The organism is Pseudoalteromonas sp. S16_S37, from assembly GCF_014694405.1.
In the GTDB taxonomy this organism is placed as follows: Bacteria; Pseudomonadota; Gammaproteobacteria; order Enterobacterales; family Alteromonadaceae; genus Pseudoalteromonas.
The window spans coordinates 24,366-45,099 of sequence record NZ_JAAUWV010000037.1; the positions used below are offsets into that span (position 1 = coordinate 24,366).

Below are 20,734 nucleotides of genomic sequence, written 5' to 3' on the forward strand. Positions count from 1 at the left end.
GGCTAGCTTCGAAAAGCTAACCTTTTTTGACTGTTTTCAACGTGAAAGTATTACCAGTTGGCAACGACTTCACTATCAAAGTTATATACTTGCTGTAAAATATCGCGTGCTTGTTTAAGCTGTGCGATGTAAGCCGTCATATCTGCCTCAGCACCTACAACTGGTTTATTACCCATTAGTGTGTGCATTTGTGCAAATTTGCCCGCGTTCGCTGCCACATTAAACGCAGACTCAGGGTTGAACTGCAGGTTAAGTGCAAAACCTTTCATTTCCGACCAATGCTTAGCAAGCGTCACAAACTTATCAGCATCATATGTACCCGCTTTCATCTCTTCTAGATCAGCGATGCTGTCATTAATGTAGTGAACAACCGTTGCTGAGATTGATTTTTCCCAAGCCGTTGTTGCTGCAACTGCGTAGCCTTTAAGCGCTGTTAGCTGATCAGCAGTTAACTCAGTACCTGCATTGTCAGAAATAAGCTTACGACCTGCATAGAATGCATCAAATGCTTCCTTACTGTAATCAGTTGCGCCATTTGAGCCTAAGTCACGCTTAGCGGCATTAGTCGAGTTACCAAAGTTGTATTCAGCGTTTAAGTCGATTTTACCATCCGCATTAAAATCGTTTTGACCTTGCCAGTCTTCACGGCCGCCTTTACCTGCCACTTCTTCATCTCTGTAGCTTGCGTAGTTACGTGCTGCACCAAAGTAACCAAAACCTTCGTCCCACTGGTGCTCAAGATCTGAATAGGCTTTTTCACCTAGCACATTGCTTGTCAGCAAACCTTTGCCTGCAGTTGCATTATCAAGGTAATCATCAGTACCTTGTGAGAATGCAACAGCACCGTACAAGAATTTTTGGGTTAATTGCTTAAGATCTACGCCATCAGCCGTCACATAACGTGTTTCAATCTCTTTACCATTTGGTGTTAAAACTGTCGTTTGCTGAACACGCTCTACAAGTTGTGCAAATAACGCATTCATCAAGCCTTCAGGTGTATTCGTGGTAAGACCTTCCCAACCCTCAAAGCTTGTGCCATCATTCCAGTTTTTATGCTGGCCCGTTGCATCATTACCTGCAATTTTACCGCTTAGGTCTTTATGGCTACCTGAAATATCTGCAAGCGTTACTTGCTTGGCATTCGCTGTGAACGTTACTGCCACATTTCCTGCATTCTCTTCATATTCAGCGTCTGACATCTTGTAGAAAAGCATCAACTTGGCAAGTAATAAATCGGCCGTCATTGTTTGTGCATCAGTCGCTAAATCGCCACCAATGTAGTTATACAATTCTTTAATTAATACATGACGCGCAATTTGGCCTGAGTAAGAAACGCTCGACTTTCCTGACTGGGCATTTCTGAAGTCATAGTCTTTCGCGTCTGTTACATCAAATGTCACGGCTTGCGAGAACGTATTATTGGCACTGTCTGTTACTGTTACGTTTACCGACACCTGTGACTCAGTTTCAAAATCAAGTACCGCTGAGCTTTTTAGTTTTAAAGAGTTAGCATCAATTTCAAAACGTTCATCTGCAGTTGCAAAAGTAAATGTTTCGCCTGAGTCTGCATCTGTAGCAGCCAATGTACCGATGACTTGGCCCGCAACGTTTTCATGGATCTGCGCTTGCGCGGTCAAAGTAATAGCTGTAGGCGCAGAGTTAGTAGGTGTTTTCGTACCGTTGTCGCCTTTATTTGAATCGTTACCACCTGAGCTAGAACCACCACAAGCCGTTAAACCCAGCGTTGCAACCAAAATAGAAGTAGCGAGAAGAGACTTACGTAAAACCATCAATGACTTCCTTTGAAATTGTTAAAATTTGTATTTTTTATCTGGGGGTAAAGTATACACATATCTAAATGACAATCAATATTATTTGCGTTGTCAGCATAAACAACGCACTTACAATTTATTATTTGTTGTCATAGTGTAAATTTTCGATTTAATAATTAGCGATGAAAAGCATACAGAACAAAGGTTATGAGGACATTTTCGGCCTTTGGCTTTTGTAGCGAATACGTAAAATAGCATCGCTACCACCGACTCAATAATTGATAAAAAAGAAACAACCTTTTAAATTGTGGCTAATGAAAACAACTCCGTTGCACATTGCCAAAGTGCACTGACAACAGGGTCTTGAAGTCGTTTTTGCTTACAAATTAAACCTATTTCAATCGCATCCAGACCTTGTAAACCTTTGGTATCTAAGTGTTGCACTTGGTTTTCGAACGGACTTTGATCTAAAACAATTTGTGGTACACAAGCCACACCAAAACCTAAGCTGGCCAATGCCACCATGGCTTCATGACCTGAAACATGAGCATATACCCTCGGCGTGAGACTTTGTGCAGCGCAAAAACCATCTATGCGCTCTTTTAGCACACCATGCTCTGGCATGATAAAAGGCAACCTCTCCCACAAGGTGGCATCTTGATAATATTCATTGATAAGATCAGTAAGCGGACAATCCATTACTGGAGCAATAATAGCAAGCTCAGACTGCCCTAATGGTAAATATGCCAAACCTTGCGGCAAACTTTCTGGCTTAACTGCTACCGCAACATCTTCTTTGCCAGTTTGTACATGATGAATTGAAAAGGCAGGATCGCCGGTATTTAAGTTCAATTCGATAGCAGGATATTGCTTACGAAATACCGCAAATAAATCGTAAGTAAAGCTATACGTTGCCGTTACCGAGCAATACATACTTAGCTCACCTGTTAATGGACCATCGCTATCTTGGCATTGGCTTTTAAACTGCCGCCATTTCGCAAGCGTTGCTTGAGCATACTCGACAAAAGCTTTGCCATGCGCGGTGAGCTTCACACTGCGGTTATCGCGAACAAACAATTCAGTACCAAGTTCTTGTTCAAGCTGTTTAATTTGCCGACTTAGCGTTGGCGCACTGACATGGCACTGTTCGCTGGCTCGAGCAAAGTGCAATGTTTCCGCAAGTGTTAAAAAGTAACCAAGTTGTTTGTGATCCATTACTTATCTTTCAATAAATGAAATACAGTAATTCAAATATATCATTTTACGTAATCATTAACAGCGCTTATGCTCAACTCATAAACATTTCTAACAAACGTGAACTTATTAAAGGTACTAATCATGGCGAATTATTTTAATACATTACCCTTGAGAGAGCAGCTAGCGCAGTTAGCACAATGCGAATTTATGGACCCAAGGGAATTTGATGATGGGGTTAAAGTATTAGAAGGTAAAAAACTCGTTATTGTAGGCTGTGGTGCGCAGGGTTTAAACCAAGGCTTAAACCTACGTGATTCAGGTTTAGACGTAAGCTACGCTCTGCGTGAGTCTGCAATCAGCGAAAAGCGCCAGTCTTATTTAAATGCATCTGAAAACGGTTTTACTGTTGGCACCTACGAGCAGCTTATCCCAAGTGCAGATTTGGTACTCAACCTAACGCCAGATAAACAACATACCGCGGTTGTGAATGCCATAATGCCATTAATGAAGCAAGGTGCAACACTTGCCTATTCACACGGCTTCAATATTGTTGAAGAAGGCATGAAAGTACGCGAAGACATTACCGTGATCATGGTTGCTCCAAAATGCCCTGGTACTGAAGTACGTGAAGAATACAAGCGCGGATTTGGCGTACCAACTTTAATTGCTGTACACCCTGAAAACGACCCAGAGGGCAAAGGCCTTGCTCAAGCTAAAGCATATGCTGCAGGCACTGGTGGTCACAAAGCGGGCGTATTATATTCTTCATTTATTGCTGAAGTAAAATCTGACTTAATGGGTGAGCAAACGATTCTATGCGGCATGTTACAAACAGGTTCATTGCTTTGCTTTGATAAAATGGTCGAACAAGGCATTGAACCGAGTTACGCCTCAAAGTTAATCCAATATGGTTGGGAAGTGATCACCGAAGCATTAAAGCACGGTGGTATCACTAATATGATGGACCGCCTGTCAAACCCAGCTAAATTAAAAGCATTTGAGTTAAGTGAAGAGCTAAAGCAAATTATGCGTCCTTTGTACAACAAGCATATGGACGACATCATCAGCGGCGAATTCTCAAAAGGTATGATGGCAGATTGGGCCGAAGACGACGCCAAACTTCTTTCATGGCGCGCCGACACCGCTAATACGGCATTTGAGCAGCAACAAAATACCAATGAAGAAATCTCTGAGCAAACCTTCTTTGATAAAGGCATTTTGATGGTTGCTATGGTTAAAGCTGGCGTAGAGTTAGCATTTGAGACCATGACTGCGGCAGGTATCATCGATGAGTCGGCTTACTACGAGTCACTACACGAAACACCACTGATAGCAAATACCATTGCACGTAAAAAGCTATTTGAAATGAATAGAACGATTTCTGATACCGCTGAGTATGGCTGCTATTTATATAACCATGCGTGCTTGCCGCTATTAAAGCCATTTATGAGTAAAATTAACACTGATGTGATTGGTAAAGGGTTAGAGAGCACTGACAACTATGTAGACAATCAGGCCTTGATCAAAGCAAACCATGCAATTCGCAATCACCCAGTTGAGAAAATTGGTGAAACGCTGCGCGGTTACATGTCTGCGATGAAAAAGATTGTTTAGGCCTTCTCCCTAGGCAAGCGCACAGCAGGGTCAGCCCGACGCCTGGCTTGCTTTACCAGTTCGCTTGTTAGAAACCAAAGCCCATTTGCTCATGCAGTGGGCTTTTTCTATGCCCAAATATAGCCCTAAGCATGCGTGCAGCAATATAAATTAGAGTGATATAACCAATTGAAAGGTAATTATAATAAAAAGTTAATTAACAAACTTTTGAGCGGTTATCGAATAAATGAAACAATGTGACCTGATTATGTAATATGCTAGAATAATTAATTCAGTTTGGTAAAAAGTGTAATTAAATGCGGATGTATAACCTATCTATTACCCAAAGGATCACCCTACTTGGTAGCTTAATCGCAATAGTTGTTGCTAGTGTCATCGGTGCAAGAGCGATTTATAGCGCTAAAGCCATGACTGAAAAAAGGATGTTAGAGTCAGAACTCCCTAGCAAGGTAGAGAGTATAAATAAGTCTATTGCGCAACAAATACTGCAATTAAAAAGTGCAGCTCAGCAATTATCTAGTAACCAGTTTATTCTCAATATGGCCAAGCAAGGTCAGTTAGATGAATCAGTACTCGTTGATGAGCTAAAACGTATCGCTAACCAATATGATTTGGTAACTGCTTCTTGGGCCAACCGTAAAAGTGCCCAATACTGGAATCAAAATGGCTTTCTAAGAGTATTAAATCAGCAACAAGATGGCTGGTTTTTTGGTTTCACGCAAAGTGGTAATGACTATTCTATTAGCATCTATCAAGAAGCCCCTGGCGACGTAAAAATGTTCGTTAACCACCAGCAAACCGATGGGATTGGTTTAGCTGGCCTTGCAAAAAGCATCGACGACATGCAGCGTATGCTAAGCAACATGAGAATAGAGAAAACAGGCTATGTTTATGTTGTTAATTCACAAGGTCAGGTTCAGTTACATCCGGATGCGTCAAAAGTTGCCAAATCCAATCTTAGTGACTTTTATGGCGCTAACGTCAGTCGCGCTTTATTAAATGGTAGCAACTTTTCGGTTGATACCGTCAAGCTTAACGGCAACGATACCATTGTCGCCGCAAGTGCAATCGAGCAAACCGATTTATATGTTATTGCACAAGTGCCTGCTGATGAAGTATTTGACGAAATAAACGCCTTGCAATGGCAAATTATATTATTCGCGTTGATCACGGCATTAATTGCCAGCTTCGCCAGCCTGATTATGGCTAAAAACCTCAGCGCTCCTTTATCAAATATGGCGCAGCTATTTGCTCGCCTAGGCAGTGGTGATGCCAAACTTCACTATCGTGTACCGAACTCAAATCAACCTGAGCTGCAAGCGTTGGCTGATGGCTTCAACGAGTTTATTTCTAAGATTGAATCTGCAATTAAAATGGTTGCTAATGAGAGTCGTGACATTCGTAACGCCAGTGAACAGGTGTTTGAACAAAGCCATAAAAACTCTAAAGCACTCGATGACCAAAAATCACAGACTATTACTGTTGCTGCAGCCATCAACCAAATGGGCGCAACAGTGCAGGAAATCGCAGGAAGTGCCAATAACTCAGCAAAGCTGACGGAGCAAAGTAAAGCCTCTTCTGAGCAAAGCCACCACCGCGTACAAGAAAGTCAAACCACATTGCAAACACTGGCCTGTGACATTGATGCAATGGCACATGAAGTGGAGACGTTAGCAGAAAAAACGCAATCAATTGCCAATATTGTTGATGTGATCCGTGGCATTTCTGAACAAACCAACTTGCTTGCCCTGAATGCTGCTATTGAGTCCGCTCGTGCGGGTGAACATGGTAGAGGCTTTGCTGTGGTTGCTGATGAAGTTCGTGCGCTTGCCAGCAGAACTTCTAAATCAACCGATGAAATCCAGGCGACAATCACTGAACTGACGCAATCATCCGACGCCATTGTTAATCAAATCAATCAGTCAAAACAACAAGCTGAGCATTGTGTGGGTAGTATGCAAACCTCTGTAGAGCTAATGAGCGATGTGACAGAAACGGCAAATCAGATAAACGACATGACTACCTTGATTGCTGCAGCCACTGAGCAACAAAGTAACGTAGTGGCAGATGTGGGCCGAAGTATTGAGCACATTAGCACCATTAGCGATGAAGTGATGAACGCACAGCTAGATACTGAAAAAGCCATTCAAGCATTAGCAGACTCGGCGAAGTCTCTCGATAAACTTGTCGCAAGCTTTGAAGAACAGTAATAACTTTCCCGGCGGCAGATAATGCCGCCATCCTTAACTACATTTATCACATCGCAGCGAAATTTTTCCCCCTTGTTGTCGGTCTAATATCATAGCGCTAGAAATAATTTGTAACTTTTATTTTGCCAAATTCGACAAATTATCATCTATGCTTTGAGAATGTAGTAGTATCAGGAAAGTATATTATGCCAAAAATTAGTAGAATGTTGTGCTGTGTACTGGTACTCAGTGGCTTAACGTTAGCAGGCTGCAATAGTACCCAATCGACCTTTAATGTGGACAAAAGCGTTGCCATTAATCCTGTCTTTAACTTAAAACCCGTTGAGTCAGAAAATGAAATCTTCCGTCTTGATTCGAAAATCAAGTCTCAATTAACGGAGTTTTTTAAAAACGGCACGCCGCAGCTTATGCAAACCCAAGCGCTCATGCAGTTTCTGATAGATAATGGCGAGTCTTCCCTTGCCTACCAATCTAATGCCAACTTGACCGCAACGCAGGCATATTACAATTTAAACGCCAATTGCTTATCTTTATCAATTTTGGCATATAGCCTTGCCGAACATTTAGGGTTTAAAGGTCAATTTCAACGAGTGCACATTCCTGAGTATTGGGACCAAAGCCAAGGATACAGCCTATTAACCGGACATGTTAACTTAGTCGTGTCTGAAACCAATCGAAACGTAGACAACAGCCACATTCTTTATACTCGCCCAAACTCAATTGTTATCGACTTCGATCCAAATAGTCGTAGGCAAGCTTTTAGCACCTCAAAAATTTCAAAAAAACGCATTTTGTCAATGTTTTATAGCAATAAAGGCGCTATGGCTATCGTTGACGGCGATTATGATACCGCATACAGCTACTTTAGAGCGGCCGTAACTGCTGATCCAGACCACTCTGGCGCTTGGGGTAATTTAGGGATCGTATACAGGTTAGCCGGATTTCATCAACAAGCTGAGCAAGCATATCAACAAGCTTTAGCACTAAACCCAGATAACAACAATGTGCTTGGTAATTTGGCAATACTTTATAAGTTAACTGACAGAGAGCATGAGGGCGACAGCATACTAGCAAGACTAGATGAAAAACGCCGTAACAACCCTTATTACTTAATCGTAAAGGGCAATGAAGCAATAAATGACAATCAATACGAGCAAGCGTTATCCTACTTCCGTAAAGCCAAGAAACTTGATAGCAAACTTCATGATAGTTATTTTGGCATGGCAAAAGTATACTATTTAAGAGATGACCTAGAGCGTGCAAAACTTTATCTTAACAAAGCATATCAACTATCAGAGTTTGAACATGACCGCCACCGCTATCAGGGCAAACTGCAATGGCTTCAAGCTGTGGCTAAAAATTAGTTTTGCTGTATTGTGTTGCGCTTCGCCTAGTGCGATGTCGCAACAGCTTTATCATGATCTTACCATACTCACCAGTGCAGAGCATGCCGGCAGACAAGCTGGCAGTGACACCCCTAATTTGAGTGCTCAGTTTATTTTTGAGAGATTTTCTCAACTTGGTTTGCAAGCAAATTATCAGCGCTTTAAATTTAAAAATGGGCTAACGTCAGATGCATTCGGCCATAATGTTGTAGCCACGCTTCCTTGTAACGCAAACCCTTGTGGCAAGGCTATTGTTGTATCAGCACATTATGATCATCTAGGTGAGCGCGGCAGTAAAATTTACGCAGGCGCAAATGACAATGCCTCTGGCACGGCTGCACTGCTGGTGCTTGCCGACAAACTCAGGGGAGTAAATAGACATTCACCAATAGTGCTATTAGCTACTGATGCCGAAGAAAAGGGCTTGTATGGTGCCAAGTACTATGCAGATCAAATAACCAACGCAGAGCAATATGCACTTAATGTTAATCTCGATATGCTAGCCTTAGCACAAAAAAACACCTTATATGTGATGTACTCTCGTCAAGCTCAACTATTTACTGATTTGCTCAGTAAAAAAAAGCCAGAAACATTTAAAGTGAAGTTAGCTAATTCACCACAAAGAATGCGCCGCCTATTGGGCAATGATAGAGTGGATTGGCTCAGAGCAAGCGACCATTACGCATTTCATAAAGTAGGCATACCCTATATGTATTTTGGGGCTGGCAGCGATAAAAACCACCATAGCGTAAAAGATACATTGAGCGAGATAGACTTCGATAAGTATCAACAGGTTGTTAAGTTCATCAATGACTTTATGGTCGCGCTACTGAACTGCCCTTCCGATTGTACCAGCTGAATTTTTTGTGCCTTGGTTAAACGCTTAATTTGCCATTCAAGTTTGCTTGCTTGGCTTTTATCGCCAACTGGATAACTGAAGACTAAGCGTAAAGGCCCTTTTCCTTTGAGATTTTTTGCGCCTTTGCCTGCCTCATGCGCTGCAAACCGTGCCGCGACATCGGTTGTGATCCCCGTGTACCAATACCCAAGTCTAGTTTCTACGATATATATAAACCAACTAGTTTGACTTATCTGCTGCTCAGTCATTTGAAAATTCTCATTAATAGAAACTTTTTCCATCATGCATGGTCGAAGTTCGACAAGAAGCTTTACCTTCTGCTCTTAATCGGTATCATGCAAATAACATAAAACAAGGATACACAAATACATGCTGTCTAATAAATCCCTTTGCTCATGGCTCAGTGCTGTTGTAATTACTGTGATGCTTTCTGGCTGTTCAAGCTGGGTATATCGCATCAATGTGCCACAAGGTAACTTTTTAGAGCAGTCAGATGTAGATAAACTACGTGTCGATATGACCCGCGAGCAAGTTTTGTTCGTGCTAGGAACTCCTATCGCCAAAGACGCTTTTAACGACCAGCAATGGCACTATGCATATGTATTTAATATTGATCGCGAATCAGAACAACGTAAATCTCTTACCGTACATTTTGATGGCGATAAATTGAAAAAAATCAGTGGCGACTTCGAGCAACCTGAGTCTTTCAATATCCCACTCGATCAATAGTAAAACCACCATTAAAAAAGGGCGTTTTCGCCCTTTTTTAATGTCCAAAATTTATCTTTTAGACATTTAACTCAAAGGCCTGCCACCTGTGACCTTGTTAGCACGCCCTTCTTCTTTGGCTTTTTCGGCTCGCTTTCGTCTTGCGTCTTTTGGATCCGCTATCAGCGAGCGGTATATCTCAATCCTGTCGCCCTCTTTGACCACCTGATTGTTTTTAACCGTACGATTCCAAATACCAAGTGTGAGTTTTGTCGCATCAATATCTGGACACTTATCTAAAATGCCCGACTGCATTACGACTTGTTCGGCAGAAGTGCCCTCGGCAACATCTACTTCCAAACAGGTAGCCTTGTGAGGCAATGCATAAACCACTTCAACTTTTATCATTATCTGGCTCCATAAACAACTTTAGCCCTTTGCGTAAAGGCTGAAACCATGCTTTTTGCCACTTCGTTAAATACTTTACCAAACGCCATTTCAATCAATTTGCTGGCAAATTCGAATTCTAATTTTAGGCACACTTTACAGGCTTGGTCGTCCAATTCAGTAAACTGCCAATGTCCTGTTAAAGATTTAAAAGGGCCATCCACCAATTGCATATGGACTGTTGTACCATCAAAACTGTTTTTAGTGGTAAACCACTTTTTTAGTCCAGCTTTAGATATTTCTAAGCTCGCAGTCATTCCATCTTCACTTGCTTGGACAATTTTGGCATCTGAACAATGAGGCAAAAAGGCTGGATAAGCATCTACATCATTTACTAATTCAAACATTTCTTGGGTGCTATACATCACCAATGCGCTTTTTTCTATTTGTGGCATAGTTACTCCAATTCATTTGCGCCGATTTTAGCAAGCTTTTTAAGATTTATCTTGTATGCTGTACCGCGCTAAGCGAAAATAACCCGCAAAATTAAAAAAGCGCTGTTTTCTAATCTCTTTTCTAGGTAAACTAGGCCATTATGGCAAAGAAAAAATCATCAAAATCAACAAGCAATACTATCGCACTTAATAAAAAAGCGCGTCACGAGTATTTTTTAAACGACAAATTTGAAGCTGGCATTGAACTGCAAGGCTGGGAAGTTAAAAGTATCCGTGAAGGTAAGGTAAATATCTCTGATACTTATATTCACCTAAAAAACGGTGAAGCTTTTCTGCTAGGTAGCCAAATTCAACCTTTGAATAGCGCCTCTACGCATGTTATTTGCGATCCTATGCGCTATCGAAAATTGTTATTAAACAAACGTGAAATTGACCGCCTTGTGGGCGCGACTGAGCGCGAAGGCTATTCACTGATTGCAACTGCAATGTACTGGAAAAAATGCTGGGTTAAATTAGAGTTTCACTTGGCTAAAGGTAAGAAAATGCATGACAAACGTGCTGATACCAAAGAAAAAGACTGGTCTCGTGAAAAAGAACGTTTAATGAAGCACAAATCAAAATAAAAAAAGCCTCCAATGAGGCTTTTTTTATGCCGTCTTATTATCCTAGGCATTGCCCTTGCTGATTTTCAGGCAATAAAAAGCCCCGCATCAATGCGAGGCTCCATTACAAACCTAACAGTCTTAGCCTTTATATTTTTGCATAACCAATGTAGCGTTCGTGCCACCAAAACCAAAGCTATTAGACATAACAGTGTTAAGTTCAACATCACGACGCTCGGTCACAATATCAAGCCCTTTCGCCTGTTCATCTAATTCGTCAATATTGATTGATGGAGCAACAAAGTTATTCTCAAGCATAAGCAAAGAGAAAATCGCTTCATGTACACCAGCTGCACCCAATGCGTGACCCGTCATTGCTTTAGTTGCACTAATTGCCGGTGAGTTATCACCAAATAGCTCTTGAATTGCGCCAAGCTCTTTCACATCACCCACAGGTGTTGACGTGCCATGAGTATTTAAGTAATCAATTGGGCCTTCAACGCCTTGTAGCGCTTGCTTCATACAGCGTACCGCGCCTTCACCTGATGGCGCAACCATGTCATAGCCATCAGAAGTAGCACCATAGCCTACAATTTCAGCATAAATGTGTGCACCACGTGCTAAAGCGTGCTCTAGCTCTTCAACTACAACAATACCGCCACCACCAGAGATAACAAATCCATCACGATTTGCATCATAAGTACGAGAGGCTTTTTCTGGTGTGTCGTTATATTTAGTTGATAATGCACCCATTGCGTCAAATTCCATAGCTAAAGTCCAATGTAGCTCTTCACCACCACCTGCGAAGATCACATCTTGTTTGCCTAATTGAATTTGCTCAACAGCATTACCGATACAGTGTGCTGACGTTGCACATGCAGAACTAATCGAATAGTTAACGCCCTTGATTTTAAAAGGTGTAGCCAAACACGCAGAGGTTGTGCTTGCCATGGTACGAGGCACCATATAAGGACCTACGCGTTTTACGCCCTTTTCACGTAAGATATCAGCCGCTTCGACTTGATACTTTGACGAACCGCCACCTGAGCCAACGATTAGGCCTGTGCGCTCGTTAGAAATTTGTTCTGCTGTTAAACCTGAATCTTCAATCGCTTGAGCCATTGAGATATAAGAAAATGCAGCCGCATCACCCATAAAGCGATGCGCCTTACGATCTACAAATTGTGTTACATCAATATTAAGATTGCCCGAAACATTACTACGTAGCTTATAGTCAGCAAACTCTTGGTTAAATACAATACCGCTTTTGCCAGCTTTTAAAGACTCAAGTACTTCTTGCTTGTTGTTACCGATGCTTGAAACAACACCGATCCCCGTAATTACGGCTCTTCTCATGGGTAAATTCCCTTAATCTTTACTTAATTGCGGTTATTCTACGCTGAAATGAACAACGAAGTGGTCAGCTTTCCAGCGTACACACGTACTCTGAATTAATTTTGCGAAAATTACAACGGACTTAGACAAATAAAACACGTAAAATATAGCAAATATTTTTGTTTTATTGCTGTTGTATATGATTAAAAACGCACAAATTCATTTTAATGAAATGGGCACCCCTGTTGCCGATGACTTCGACGATGTTTATTTTTCCAATGATGATGGACTAGCCGAGTCCCACTATGTGTTTTTTACGCAAAACAAAATCGAACAGCGTTTAGTTAATCACGATCAGGACCACTTTGTTATCGCTGAAACAGGTTTTGGCACTGGCTTAAACTTTCTCAATACGTGGCAACAATACAGCAATCTCAAAACGTCACATACACTGCCTAGACTCCATTTTATTTCATTCGAAAAGTTCCCTATCAGCCATAGTGACTTACGCACCGCACTTGCGGCTTGGCCAACTTTGGCCCAATACGCAAAACAGCTTTGTAAGCAATACCCTATCGCATTAGCTGGATGCCATCGATTGGAGTTTGATGATGGTAATATCACGCTAGATTTGTGGTTTGGTGACGTACACGACTCTATTCCCAAAATGAGTTGTCAGTCTAACGGTATCGTGGATGCTTGGTTTTTAGATGGTTTTGCACCGAGCAAAAACCCTGACATGTGGCAACAGTCACTATTTGATGCGATGGCAAACTTAAGCCGCAAAGATGCAACCTTTGCCACTTTTACTGCTGCTGGGTTTGTGCGACGTGGCCTGCAACAGGCAGGGTTTGTGTGTCAAAAAGTAAAAGGCTACGGCCGTAAACGAGAAATGGTGACAGGCCACCTTCCGCAAACAAATGGCTACGCGAGCACTCCGGCATACTACCAAACGACTCCTTCAACGCTTACTAATGTTGCTATTATTGGCGGTGGTGTAGCATCGGCTTGTCTAGCATTTCAACTTAGTAAACGTAGGATAAAGAGCACATTATTTTGCCAAGATGACGCGTTAGCAAAAGGGGCATCTCACAATCGCCAAGGTGCCATTTATCCACACTTACAGGCTGACTGCACACCGCAAAGCGAGTTTTACGCGCACAGCTTTTTGTATGCTAAACGCTTTTATGAACACATACGTGAACTTGGCTTTGAGTTTACTCATCAGTGGTGTGGTGTTTTATTACAAGCCGTCAATAAGTCAAAAGGTGCGCAGCAACAAACCTTAGTCGACAAAGGGCAATGGCCTGATGCACTTATTCGACCACTAGACTCATCTCAAGCCACAGAAGTTGCTGGCACCTCGCTCCCTTACGGCGGTTTATTTATTGAACAAGCAGGCTGGGTTAATCCCGCGCAACTGACTCAAGCGGTGTTTAATGCTGCACAAGCATCCGGCTGCAGTAAAGCACACTTTAATACCGATATTGAACACCTAGAACAATCCCCTGAAGGTTGGTTGTTGCATAGCCAAAATCAAGTATTTGGTCCTTTTAGCGAGGTGTTTGTATGCGCTGGAGAACATAGCGACCGATTTGAACAAACTCAATCTATTGGGTTACAAGGGGTTAGAGGTCAGGTTTCTCACGTTCAAGCAGGTAATGTGTCGTCTGAGCTAAAAACCGTGTTATGTCATAAGGGCTACTTTACTCCGGCCCTAGATGGCCTGCACTGCATGGGGGCAACCTTCGATAAAGATAGTAAAAGCAGAGCCGTGACCGAGCAAGACAATATCACCAATCGCGCCCAACTTGATAAGTTTTATGCGCACACCGAGTTTGCACAAAGCCTAGGAGACATCACCGGTGCCAAAGCTGCCGTACGCTGCTGCTTTGCCGATCACCTGCCTATGTTAGGGCAAGTTCCTGAACAACATGACTTAACAAGTGCTTATAAAAACCTTCGCAAGGGCAAATATTATGGTTTTGGAGAATCACAACAACCTTTTGAAGGGCTACATATAGTCACTGGGTTTGGTGCCAGAGGGTTATGTAGCGCGCCTCTTGCCACTGAGCATTTGGTAGCAAGTTTATGTAATGAACCACGCCCTTTTAGTGAGCGAATTCATCAAGCCATTCACCCAAATCGCTTTATTGTACGTGATCTTATTCGTAGTAATATTTAGCCATTAACCTGAGCTTTGGTTTATTAATGAATACGACATACAAATACGCCGCAATTTTATGCGGCGTATTTGTACAACATTTATGGCCTGGATATTTGAATAACCACACGGCGGTTTCGTTGTCGGCCAATGGCATTACTATTTGGCTCTATGTGGCGCTTTTCCCCAAAACCTTCAGTGATAATTCTATCGGCTTCAACACCTTTACTGGTCATATAATCTTTGATGGCTTTTGCCCGTTTACGCGATAGCTCCATATTTGGCCAACGTCCACCATGGCTATCTGTATACGCTGAGATATAGATAGATTCGATATTTGGATCGTTATTCAAATACTCGCCTATCATATCTAAACGTTTGCGCGATGATTTAGTTAATTCACTCGAGTTTTTCTGATAATTCATCACCGTAAAAGCAATATCTTCGAAACTATAAGGAAGTAAGTTATCTCGACATTGTAAAAATGCCCAATAGGCTTGCTGAAAATTCACCGAAGACAAAGCAACTGCTATTTTATCTTGGCTGTTCTGCCAATCTTTATAATAAAAAGTAGGATAATAGCCTTTTTCAAGCTCACTGAGCATTTCCCAAGACAGACGATTATCGAGTTCACCATCAAACTTTTTCAATAGCTGCATACGGCCAATATCACGCGCAGGAACGCCCGCCCGCCATACTGGTGGTACTGACTGTAAACCCGCGAATGCATAAGTTTCAGGGCGTACAACCATATCGAGGTTAAAAGTAAGGTCTTTGTTTTTACTCGCAGTAACGCTAAATACAGCCTCGCCATAATAAGGTACTTCATGGTTTAGACTGCATTCTAGTCGTGCCTTTTTTTCAACCTCCCACTGGGACGTATCTGCATCAGCACTGTATTGGCGCATTGCAGCGGATGACTGTCCAGTCATTGCCAGCAAAACTGCTGCCCCAAAAAAACTTAACCTTACTCTCACCGCTCTACTCCGCTTTGCCAAATTCTTGTCATGGCCACACTACCCAACGAAACACTGCAATAACTATGCCCAAACAACCCTAAATTACGTAAACTCTGATTCGCATATTTGTGCGCAACTTGTATAATGTGCGGTTCAAATTTAGCAATCAATAAGATTATGGCAGATCAACAGCAAACTCTATACTCACAACGTTTTCGTGGCTTCTTTCCTGTAGTTATCGACGTAGAAACCGCAGGCTTTAATAAAGATACCGATGCTTTGTTGGAAATCGCGGTAACCACTTTAAAAATGGATAGTGAGGGGATCTTCACTCTAGATCAAACCCTACATTTTCACGTTGCGCCTTTCGAAGGTGCCAACATTGAGCAATCTGCCATTGAATTCAACGGGATAGACCCTTTTTCACCACTTCGAGGCGCAGTTGCAGAAGCAGACGCCATCAAAGAAATATGTAAAATGGTTAGAAAGGCACAAAAAGCGGCTGGCTGCTCACGCTCAGTGGTGGTAGCCCATAATGCAGCATTCGATCACGGCTTTTTAAATGCAGCGATTGAACGCAACAGCATTAAAAGAACGCCATTTCACCCGTTTGTCAGCTTTGATACCACATCACTGGCAGGCCTTGCGTTAGGCCAAACGGTACTTGCAAAAGCGTGTCGTACAGCTGGAATTGAATTTGATAACAGCCAAGCCCACTCAGCACTTTACGACACTGAGCGGACCGCAGAGCTATTTTGTTACATTGTGAATAGATGGCAAGAATTAGGCGGCTGGCCTTTGCCTCCAAAAGCGCAAGCGCCTCAAGAAGTACCAGAGCAAGCTCAAGACTAAGCTTGCTAACCCGCTGATAGCGGTGCATAGCTGTTAGCTATTTAAAACGAAAAAGCCGCGATTAAGCGGCTTTTTTATCATTAACTGGCGTTCTAAAAATTATAAAAACTGACCCAGTGCTTTCACTTGGTCGATCATACGATTTGAGAAGCCCCATTCGTTGTCGTACCATGCCATTACTTTAACCAATTTGCCATCCGCTTTAGTTTGCGATGCGTCAAATACAGATGACGCTGGGTTGTGGTTAAAGTCGATAGAAACAAGTGGTAGCTCATTGTATTCAAGAATACCCGCCATAGCGCCTTCAGAAGCCGCTTTAATCACTTGATTAACTTCTTCAGTTGTAGTGTCGCGCTTAGCGATAAAGGTTAAATCAACTAACGATACGTTTATCGTAGGTACGCGAACAGCCATACCATCTAATTTACCTGCAAGCTCAGGTAATACTAAACCCACAGCTTTTGCAGCGCCAGTTTTAGTTGGGATCATTGACTGAGTTGCACTACGCGCACGGTATAAATCTTTGTGATAAACATCACATAAGTTTTGATCGTTAGTATAAGCGTGAATAGTGGTCATGCTACCTTGCTCGATACCAATGGTATCATTCAACGCTTTTGCAATTGGCGCTAAACAGTTAGTAGTACAAGACGCATTAGAAATGATGTTGCTTTGTGCATTAAGTACATCGCTGTTCACGCCGTGAACTACCGTTGCATCCATATCCGTACCAGGTGCTGATACGATTACTTTTTTAGCGCCCGCTTCGATGTGCTTAGCTGCATCTTCACGCGAAGTGAACAAGCCAGTACACTCAAGCACGATATCAACGTTCAGTTCTTTCCAAGGTAAGTTAGCTGGGTCACGCTCTTGTGTGAGCGTAATTTCATCATTGCCAACGACTAAAGTATTGTCCTTGAGGCTAACCGTTTGGTTAAAGCGACCATGCACAGAATCAAACTGTGTTAGGTGCGCGTTAACGTTTGCTGGTGCTAAGTCGTTAATAGCAACCACTTTGACTTGTTCGTTTTGGCCATACTCATAAAGCGCTCGTAAAACATTGCGGCCGATGCGGCCATAGCCATTAATTGCGATGTTGATCATGCTGCGATTCCCCTTGATTATTTAACTTCACTTGCTTGTTTTGCAAGCGCTTCAATGGCTTGCCAGTCTTTGTTAGCGATAAGCTGTTTATCTAACATCCAGGTGCCGCCAACACAAATTACATTCTTAAGCGCCAAGTACTTAGGTGCGCTTTCTAGGGTGATTCCCCCAGTTGGACAAAAGGTGATATCTGGTAATGGACCACCGATTGATTTCAGCATTGGCGCACCACCGGCGGCTTCTGCTGGGAAAAACTTCAAATATTTGAAACCTGCAGCTGCTAGCTTCATCACTTCGCTCGGTGTTGCTGCGCCCGGTAAAAATGGGATGTCAGACTCTTTGGCCAGTGCCAACAACTCATCGTTTACACCTGGGCTGACCATAAAGTCAGCGCCTGCTGCCACAGAGGCGTCAAAGGTTGCTCTGTCAATAACAGTACCCGTGCCAACGTAGGCGTCAGGCACGGTCTCTTTCATAATTTTTACTGCTTGCGCTGCAACAGGTGTGCGCAAGGTGATCTCTAATGCTTTCAAGCCCCCGTTATAGAGTGCTTGTGCAAGCGGCGCGGCATCTTCTAAGTTGTCGATAACAACGACAGGAACCACGGGTGCCGATGATAAAATCTTTTCTATGCTCATAACCTTCCTCATTCCCAATGCACTTATTATTCTTCAATACCAAAGGCGCTAGCGCCTAAGTCTGCACTGCTTACAATATTTCTAAATCCGGCAAACAACTCACGGCCTGTGCCATACGTCATTTCTGGTTGTGTTAATCGCGCTTCACGATTTGCCAGCTCTTCATCAGACACATGCACTTTTAAAACACCAGCAGGCGCATCTAAGGTGATCAAATCGCCATCTTGAATTTTGGCAATAATGCCGCCTTCTACGGCTTCAGGGGCTAAGTGAATGGCCGCAGGTACTTTACCTGACGCACCAGACATACGACCATCAGTCACAATGGCCACTTTAAAGCCCTGATCTTGTAATGTTGCCATTACTGGCGTTAACTTATGCAGCTCTGGCATCCCTTTGGCTTTCGGACCTTGCTCTTTAAGCACGGCAATAAAGTCTTGGTTTAATTCGCCATTGGCAAACGCGTCTTGTAACTGGCTTTGTGAGCTAAATACTTTTGCAGGCGCAACGACTACACGGTGCTGCTCTTGTACAGCCGATACCTTGATAACCGCTTTACCTAAGTTACCAGTTAGTAGCTGCAAACCGCCTTGCTTGCTAAATGGGTTACTCACTGGACGAAGCACTTCTTCATCAAGTGATTTTTCTGGACACGGTACCCACTTAACTTTGCTTGGACCTTGGCTGTCAGTCATTATTAAACTGGCATCATTGGCTAATACTGGCTCTTGGGTGTACGCATCTAAACCCTCACCCACAATGGTTTTCACATCGTTGTGCAAGTAACCTGCATCTCTTAGCTCACGCATTAAGAAACCCATGCCGCCTGCGGCTTGAAAATGATTCACGTCAGCAGAGCCATTTGGATAAATACGCGTAAGTAGTGGCACAACTTCTGATAAGTCAGCCATGTCTTTCCAAGTAATTTTAACGCCCGCTGCTTTTGCCATCGCAACTAAGTGAATCGCATGGTTAGTAGAACCACCTGTGGCCAACAAGCCAACTAAACCATTAATAATGGTTTTTTCACTCACCACATCAGCCAAACAGTTAGCATCTTTGCTCTGAATCAGTTGCTGCAACATACGCTCAACGGCATTACCCGTTAGACCGTCTCGCAACTCTGTGTAAGGGTTGATAAATGAGCTACCCGGTAGGTGTAGACCCATAATTTCCATCAACATTTGGTTTGAGTTAGCAGTACCGTAAAAAGTACACGTACCTGCACTATGATAAGAGGCACTTTCTGCTTCGAGTAGCTCTTCACGACTCACTAAACCTTGGGCAAACTTTTGACGTACACGCGCTTTTTCTTTGTTAGGAATACCTGATTGCATTGGCCCTGCAGGTAAGAAATAAATCGGCAAATGACCAAATGATAAAGCGCCAATTAATAACCCTGGGACAATTTTGTCACATACACCTAAACAAAATACGCCATCAAACACATCATGAGATAGCGCTACAGCGGTAGACATCGCTATCACATCACGTGAAAACAGCGATAACTCCATGCCATCACGCCCCTGAGTAACACCATCACACATTGCAGGCACACCGCCTGCTACTTGTGCCGTGGCATCATACTTTTGCGCAATTTGCTTAATTAAATCTGGATACTCTTTGTAAGGTACATGAGCAGACAACATGTCGTTGTAAGAATTGATAATTGCTAAATTTGGTTGCTCATCCGCTTTTAAACGTGCTTTGTCGGCACTTGAACATGCCGCCATTACGTGGGCGATGTTGCCGCATCCAAGGCCTGATCGAACTCGCGTTTGTTTTTTTGCTTTATTGATGCGGTCTAAATAGGCGTGACGCGTTTGCTGACTACGTTCAATAACACGTTCGGTGACTTCTTTTACTCGAGGATGCAACATATATTCGACTCATTCTCTATATAGGTTAGAGGAAAAAGGCTCAGCGCGACCAAAGACTCCACTCCAATCTTGCACTGAGCACATTTTGATTTACCCGTTCAAAGGTACGCTATCAGGTTGTCTCTCACCTCAACCTGACACCGGTGTCACTGCATTAACGCATAACCGTGACACCGGTGTCAACCTTTACTCATAAATTTAGTCTAAAAATCATAAATGACCAAATAATGAACAAAACCGGGGTTTGGAATAAAAATGCGAACAATTTGGTCGCTTTAGAAGAATTATTTTGAGAACGAGAAAGTTACGAAAAAAAGAGTGTAACCGAGAGTTTACTGTGGATGGTTATCGCAGTGCGTAATTGCTGTCTAGCAAATTTGTATTGGCTAGAAAAGATCCTGACCTTCGTCAGGAAGACGAGTTTGGACACGGCTGTCACTTATTAAACTTATATTTTTGAGTCTATCTCGTCATTCTGAAACTATCTCGTCATTCTGAAACTATCTCGTCATTCTGAAACTATCTCGTCATTCTGAAACTATCTCGTCATTCTGAAACTATCTCGTCATTCTGAAACTATCTCGTCATTCTGAAACTATCTCGTCATTCTGAA

18 protein-coding genes are annotated in these 20,734 nt (G+C 42.6%); 8 read left to right on the forward strand and 10 right to left on the reverse strand.

Annotated elements, in window-relative coordinates:
- Positions 1 to 50: 50 nt before the first annotated feature.
- Together HC733_RS15265 and ilvY are read right to left on the reverse strand one after the other, a co-directional pair.
- Positions 51 to 1,790, reverse strand: a complete 1,740-nt coding sequence (locus HC733_RS15265) for a DUF4856 domain-containing protein (RefSeq protein WP_190365875.1) — start codon at positions 1,788 to 1,790, stop codon at positions 51 to 53.
- Positions 1,791 to 2,072: 282 nt separating this feature from the next.
- Complete coding sequence (gene ilvY, locus HC733_RS15270; protein WP_190365876.1) at positions 2,073 to 2,987, reverse strand: HTH-type transcriptional activator IlvY; 915 nt, start codon at positions 2,985 to 2,987, stop codon at positions 2,073 to 2,075.
- A gap of 123 nt (positions 2,988 to 3,110) precedes the next feature.
- On the opposite strand from ilvY, the gene ilvC reads away from it, so the two are divergent.
- The 4 genes from ilvC to HC733_RS15290 all read left to right on the forward strand — a co-directional run bounded on the left by ilvC (position 3,111) and on the right by HC733_RS15290 (position 9,037).
- Complete coding sequence (gene ilvC / locus HC733_RS15275; RefSeq protein WP_190365877.1) at positions 3,111 to 4,583, forward strand: ketol-acid reductoisomerase; 1,473 nt, start codon at positions 3,111 to 3,113, stop codon at positions 4,581 to 4,583.
- 296 nt (positions 4,584 to 4,879) lie between these two features.
- Complete coding sequence (locus HC733_RS15280; RefSeq protein ID WP_190365878.1) at positions 4,880 to 6,793, forward strand: methyl-accepting chemotaxis protein; 1,914 nt, start codon at positions 4,880 to 4,882, stop codon at positions 6,791 to 6,793.
- A 185-nt stretch (positions 6,794 to 6,978) separates the two neighbouring features.
- Positions 6,979 to 8,157: a tetratricopeptide repeat protein gene (locus tag HC733_RS15285; RefSeq protein WP_190365879.1), complete on the forward strand. Its 1,179-nt coding sequence runs from the start codon at positions 6,979 to 6,981 to the stop codon at positions 8,155 to 8,157.
- On the forward strand, positions 8,099 to 9,037 hold the full coding sequence (locus HC733_RS15290) for a M28 family peptidase (protein ID WP_238937570.1): 939 nt from the start codon (positions 8,099 to 8,101) through the stop codon (positions 9,035 to 9,037). The genes HC733_RS15285 and HC733_RS15290 overlap by 59 nt, the downstream gene beginning before the upstream one ends.
- Here the strand turns inward: HC733_RS15290 and HC733_RS15295 are convergent.
- Positions 8,965 to 9,321 (reverse strand): GIY-YIG nuclease family protein, encoded by a 357-nt coding sequence (locus HC733_RS15295; RefSeq protein WP_238937571.1) that lies wholly within the window; start codon positions 9,319 to 9,321, stop codon positions 8,965 to 8,967. The two genes, HC733_RS15290 and HC733_RS15295, sit on opposite strands and share 73 nt — an antisense overlap.
- A gap of 85 nt (positions 9,322 to 9,406) precedes the next feature.
- Here HC733_RS15295 and HC733_RS15300 point away from each other — a divergent pair, with 85 nt between their 5' ends.
- Positions 9,407 to 9,766, forward strand: a complete 360-nt coding sequence (locus HC733_RS15300) for an outer membrane protein assembly factor BamE (RefSeq protein ID WP_190365880.1) — start codon at positions 9,407 to 9,409, stop codon at positions 9,764 to 9,766.
- A 66-nt stretch (positions 9,767 to 9,832) separates the two neighbouring features.
- Here HC733_RS15300 and HC733_RS15305 read toward each other — a convergent pair whose 3' ends face one another.
- Positions 9,833 to 10,153: an RnfH family protein gene (locus HC733_RS15305; protein WP_190365881.1), complete on the reverse strand. Its 321-nt coding sequence runs from the start codon at positions 10,151 to 10,153 to the stop codon at positions 9,833 to 9,835.
- Positions 10,153 to 10,587, reverse strand: coding sequence for a type II toxin-antitoxin system RatA family toxin (locus HC733_RS15310; RefSeq protein WP_190365882.1), 435 nt, complete (start codon positions 10,585 to 10,587; stop codon positions 10,153 to 10,155). The genes HC733_RS15305 and HC733_RS15310 overlap by 1 nt, the downstream gene beginning before the upstream one ends.
- A gap of 140 nt (positions 10,588 to 10,727) precedes the next feature.
- Between HC733_RS15310 and smpB the strand changes: the two genes are divergently transcribed.
- Positions 10,728 to 11,210 (forward strand): SsrA-binding protein SmpB, encoded by a 483-nt coding sequence (smpB, locus tag HC733_RS15315; protein ID WP_190365883.1) that lies wholly within the window; start codon positions 10,728 to 10,730, stop codon positions 11,208 to 11,210.
- 120 nt (positions 11,211 to 11,330) lie between these two features.
- Here the strand turns inward: smpB and fabB are convergent, their stop codons facing one another.
- On the reverse strand, positions 11,331 to 12,545 hold the full coding sequence (fabB, locus tag HC733_RS15320; RefSeq protein ID WP_190365884.1) for a beta-ketoacyl-ACP synthase I: 1,215 nt from the start codon (positions 12,543 to 12,545) through the stop codon (positions 11,331 to 11,333).
- 178 nt (positions 12,546 to 12,723) lie between these two features.
- Here fabB and mnmC point away from each other — a divergent pair, with 178 nt between their 5' ends.
- Positions 12,724 to 14,709 carry a bifunctional tRNA (5-methylaminomethyl-2-thiouridine)(34)-methyltransferase MnmD/FAD-dependent 5-carboxymethylaminomethyl-2-thiouridine(34) oxidoreductase MnmC gene (mnmC, locus tag HC733_RS15325; RefSeq protein ID WP_190365885.1) on the forward strand — a complete coding sequence of 662 codons (1,986 nt, stop codon included), beginning with the start codon at positions 12,724 to 12,726 and terminating at the stop codon, positions 14,707 to 14,709.
- A gap of 80 nt (positions 14,710 to 14,789) precedes the next feature.
- Here the strand turns inward: mnmC and HC733_RS15330 are convergent, their stop codons facing one another.
- Positions 14,790 to 15,620, reverse strand: coding sequence for a flagellar protein MotY (locus HC733_RS15330; protein WP_190365894.1), 831 nt, complete (start codon positions 15,618 to 15,620; stop codon positions 14,790 to 14,792).
- A gap of 204 nt (positions 15,621 to 15,824) precedes the next feature.
- Here HC733_RS15330 and rnt point away from each other — a divergent pair, with 204 nt between their 5' ends.
- A complete protein-coding gene (gene rnt / locus HC733_RS15335) occupies positions 15,825 to 16,499 on the forward strand; it encodes a ribonuclease T (protein WP_190365886.1) in 675 nt (224 codons plus the stop codon).
- A 99-nt stretch (positions 16,500 to 16,598) separates the two neighbouring features.
- On the opposite strand, the gene gap is transcribed toward rnt, so the two are convergent.
- Genes gap through edd form a run of 3 tightly spaced genes read right to left on the reverse strand, consistent with a single transcriptional unit; the run spans position 16,599 to position 20,121 of the window.
- Positions 16,599 to 17,603 carry a type I glyceraldehyde-3-phosphate dehydrogenase gene (gap, locus tag HC733_RS15340; RefSeq protein WP_190365887.1) on the reverse strand — a complete coding sequence of 335 codons (1,005 nt, stop codon included), beginning with the start codon at positions 17,601 to 17,603 and terminating at the stop codon, positions 16,599 to 16,601.
- Positions 17,604 to 17,620: 17 nt separating this feature from the next.
- Positions 17,621 to 18,241, reverse strand: coding sequence for a bifunctional 4-hydroxy-2-oxoglutarate aldolase/2-dehydro-3-deoxy-phosphogluconate aldolase (eda, locus tag HC733_RS15345; protein WP_190365888.1), 621 nt, complete (start codon positions 18,239 to 18,241; stop codon positions 17,621 to 17,623).
- Between the two features lie 26 nt (positions 18,242 to 18,267).
- On the reverse strand, positions 18,268 to 20,121 hold the full coding sequence (edd, locus tag HC733_RS15350) for a phosphogluconate dehydratase (RefSeq protein WP_190365889.1): 1,854 nt from the start codon (positions 20,119 to 20,121) through the stop codon (positions 18,268 to 18,270).
- Positions 20,122 to 20,734: the final 613 nt, after the last annotated feature.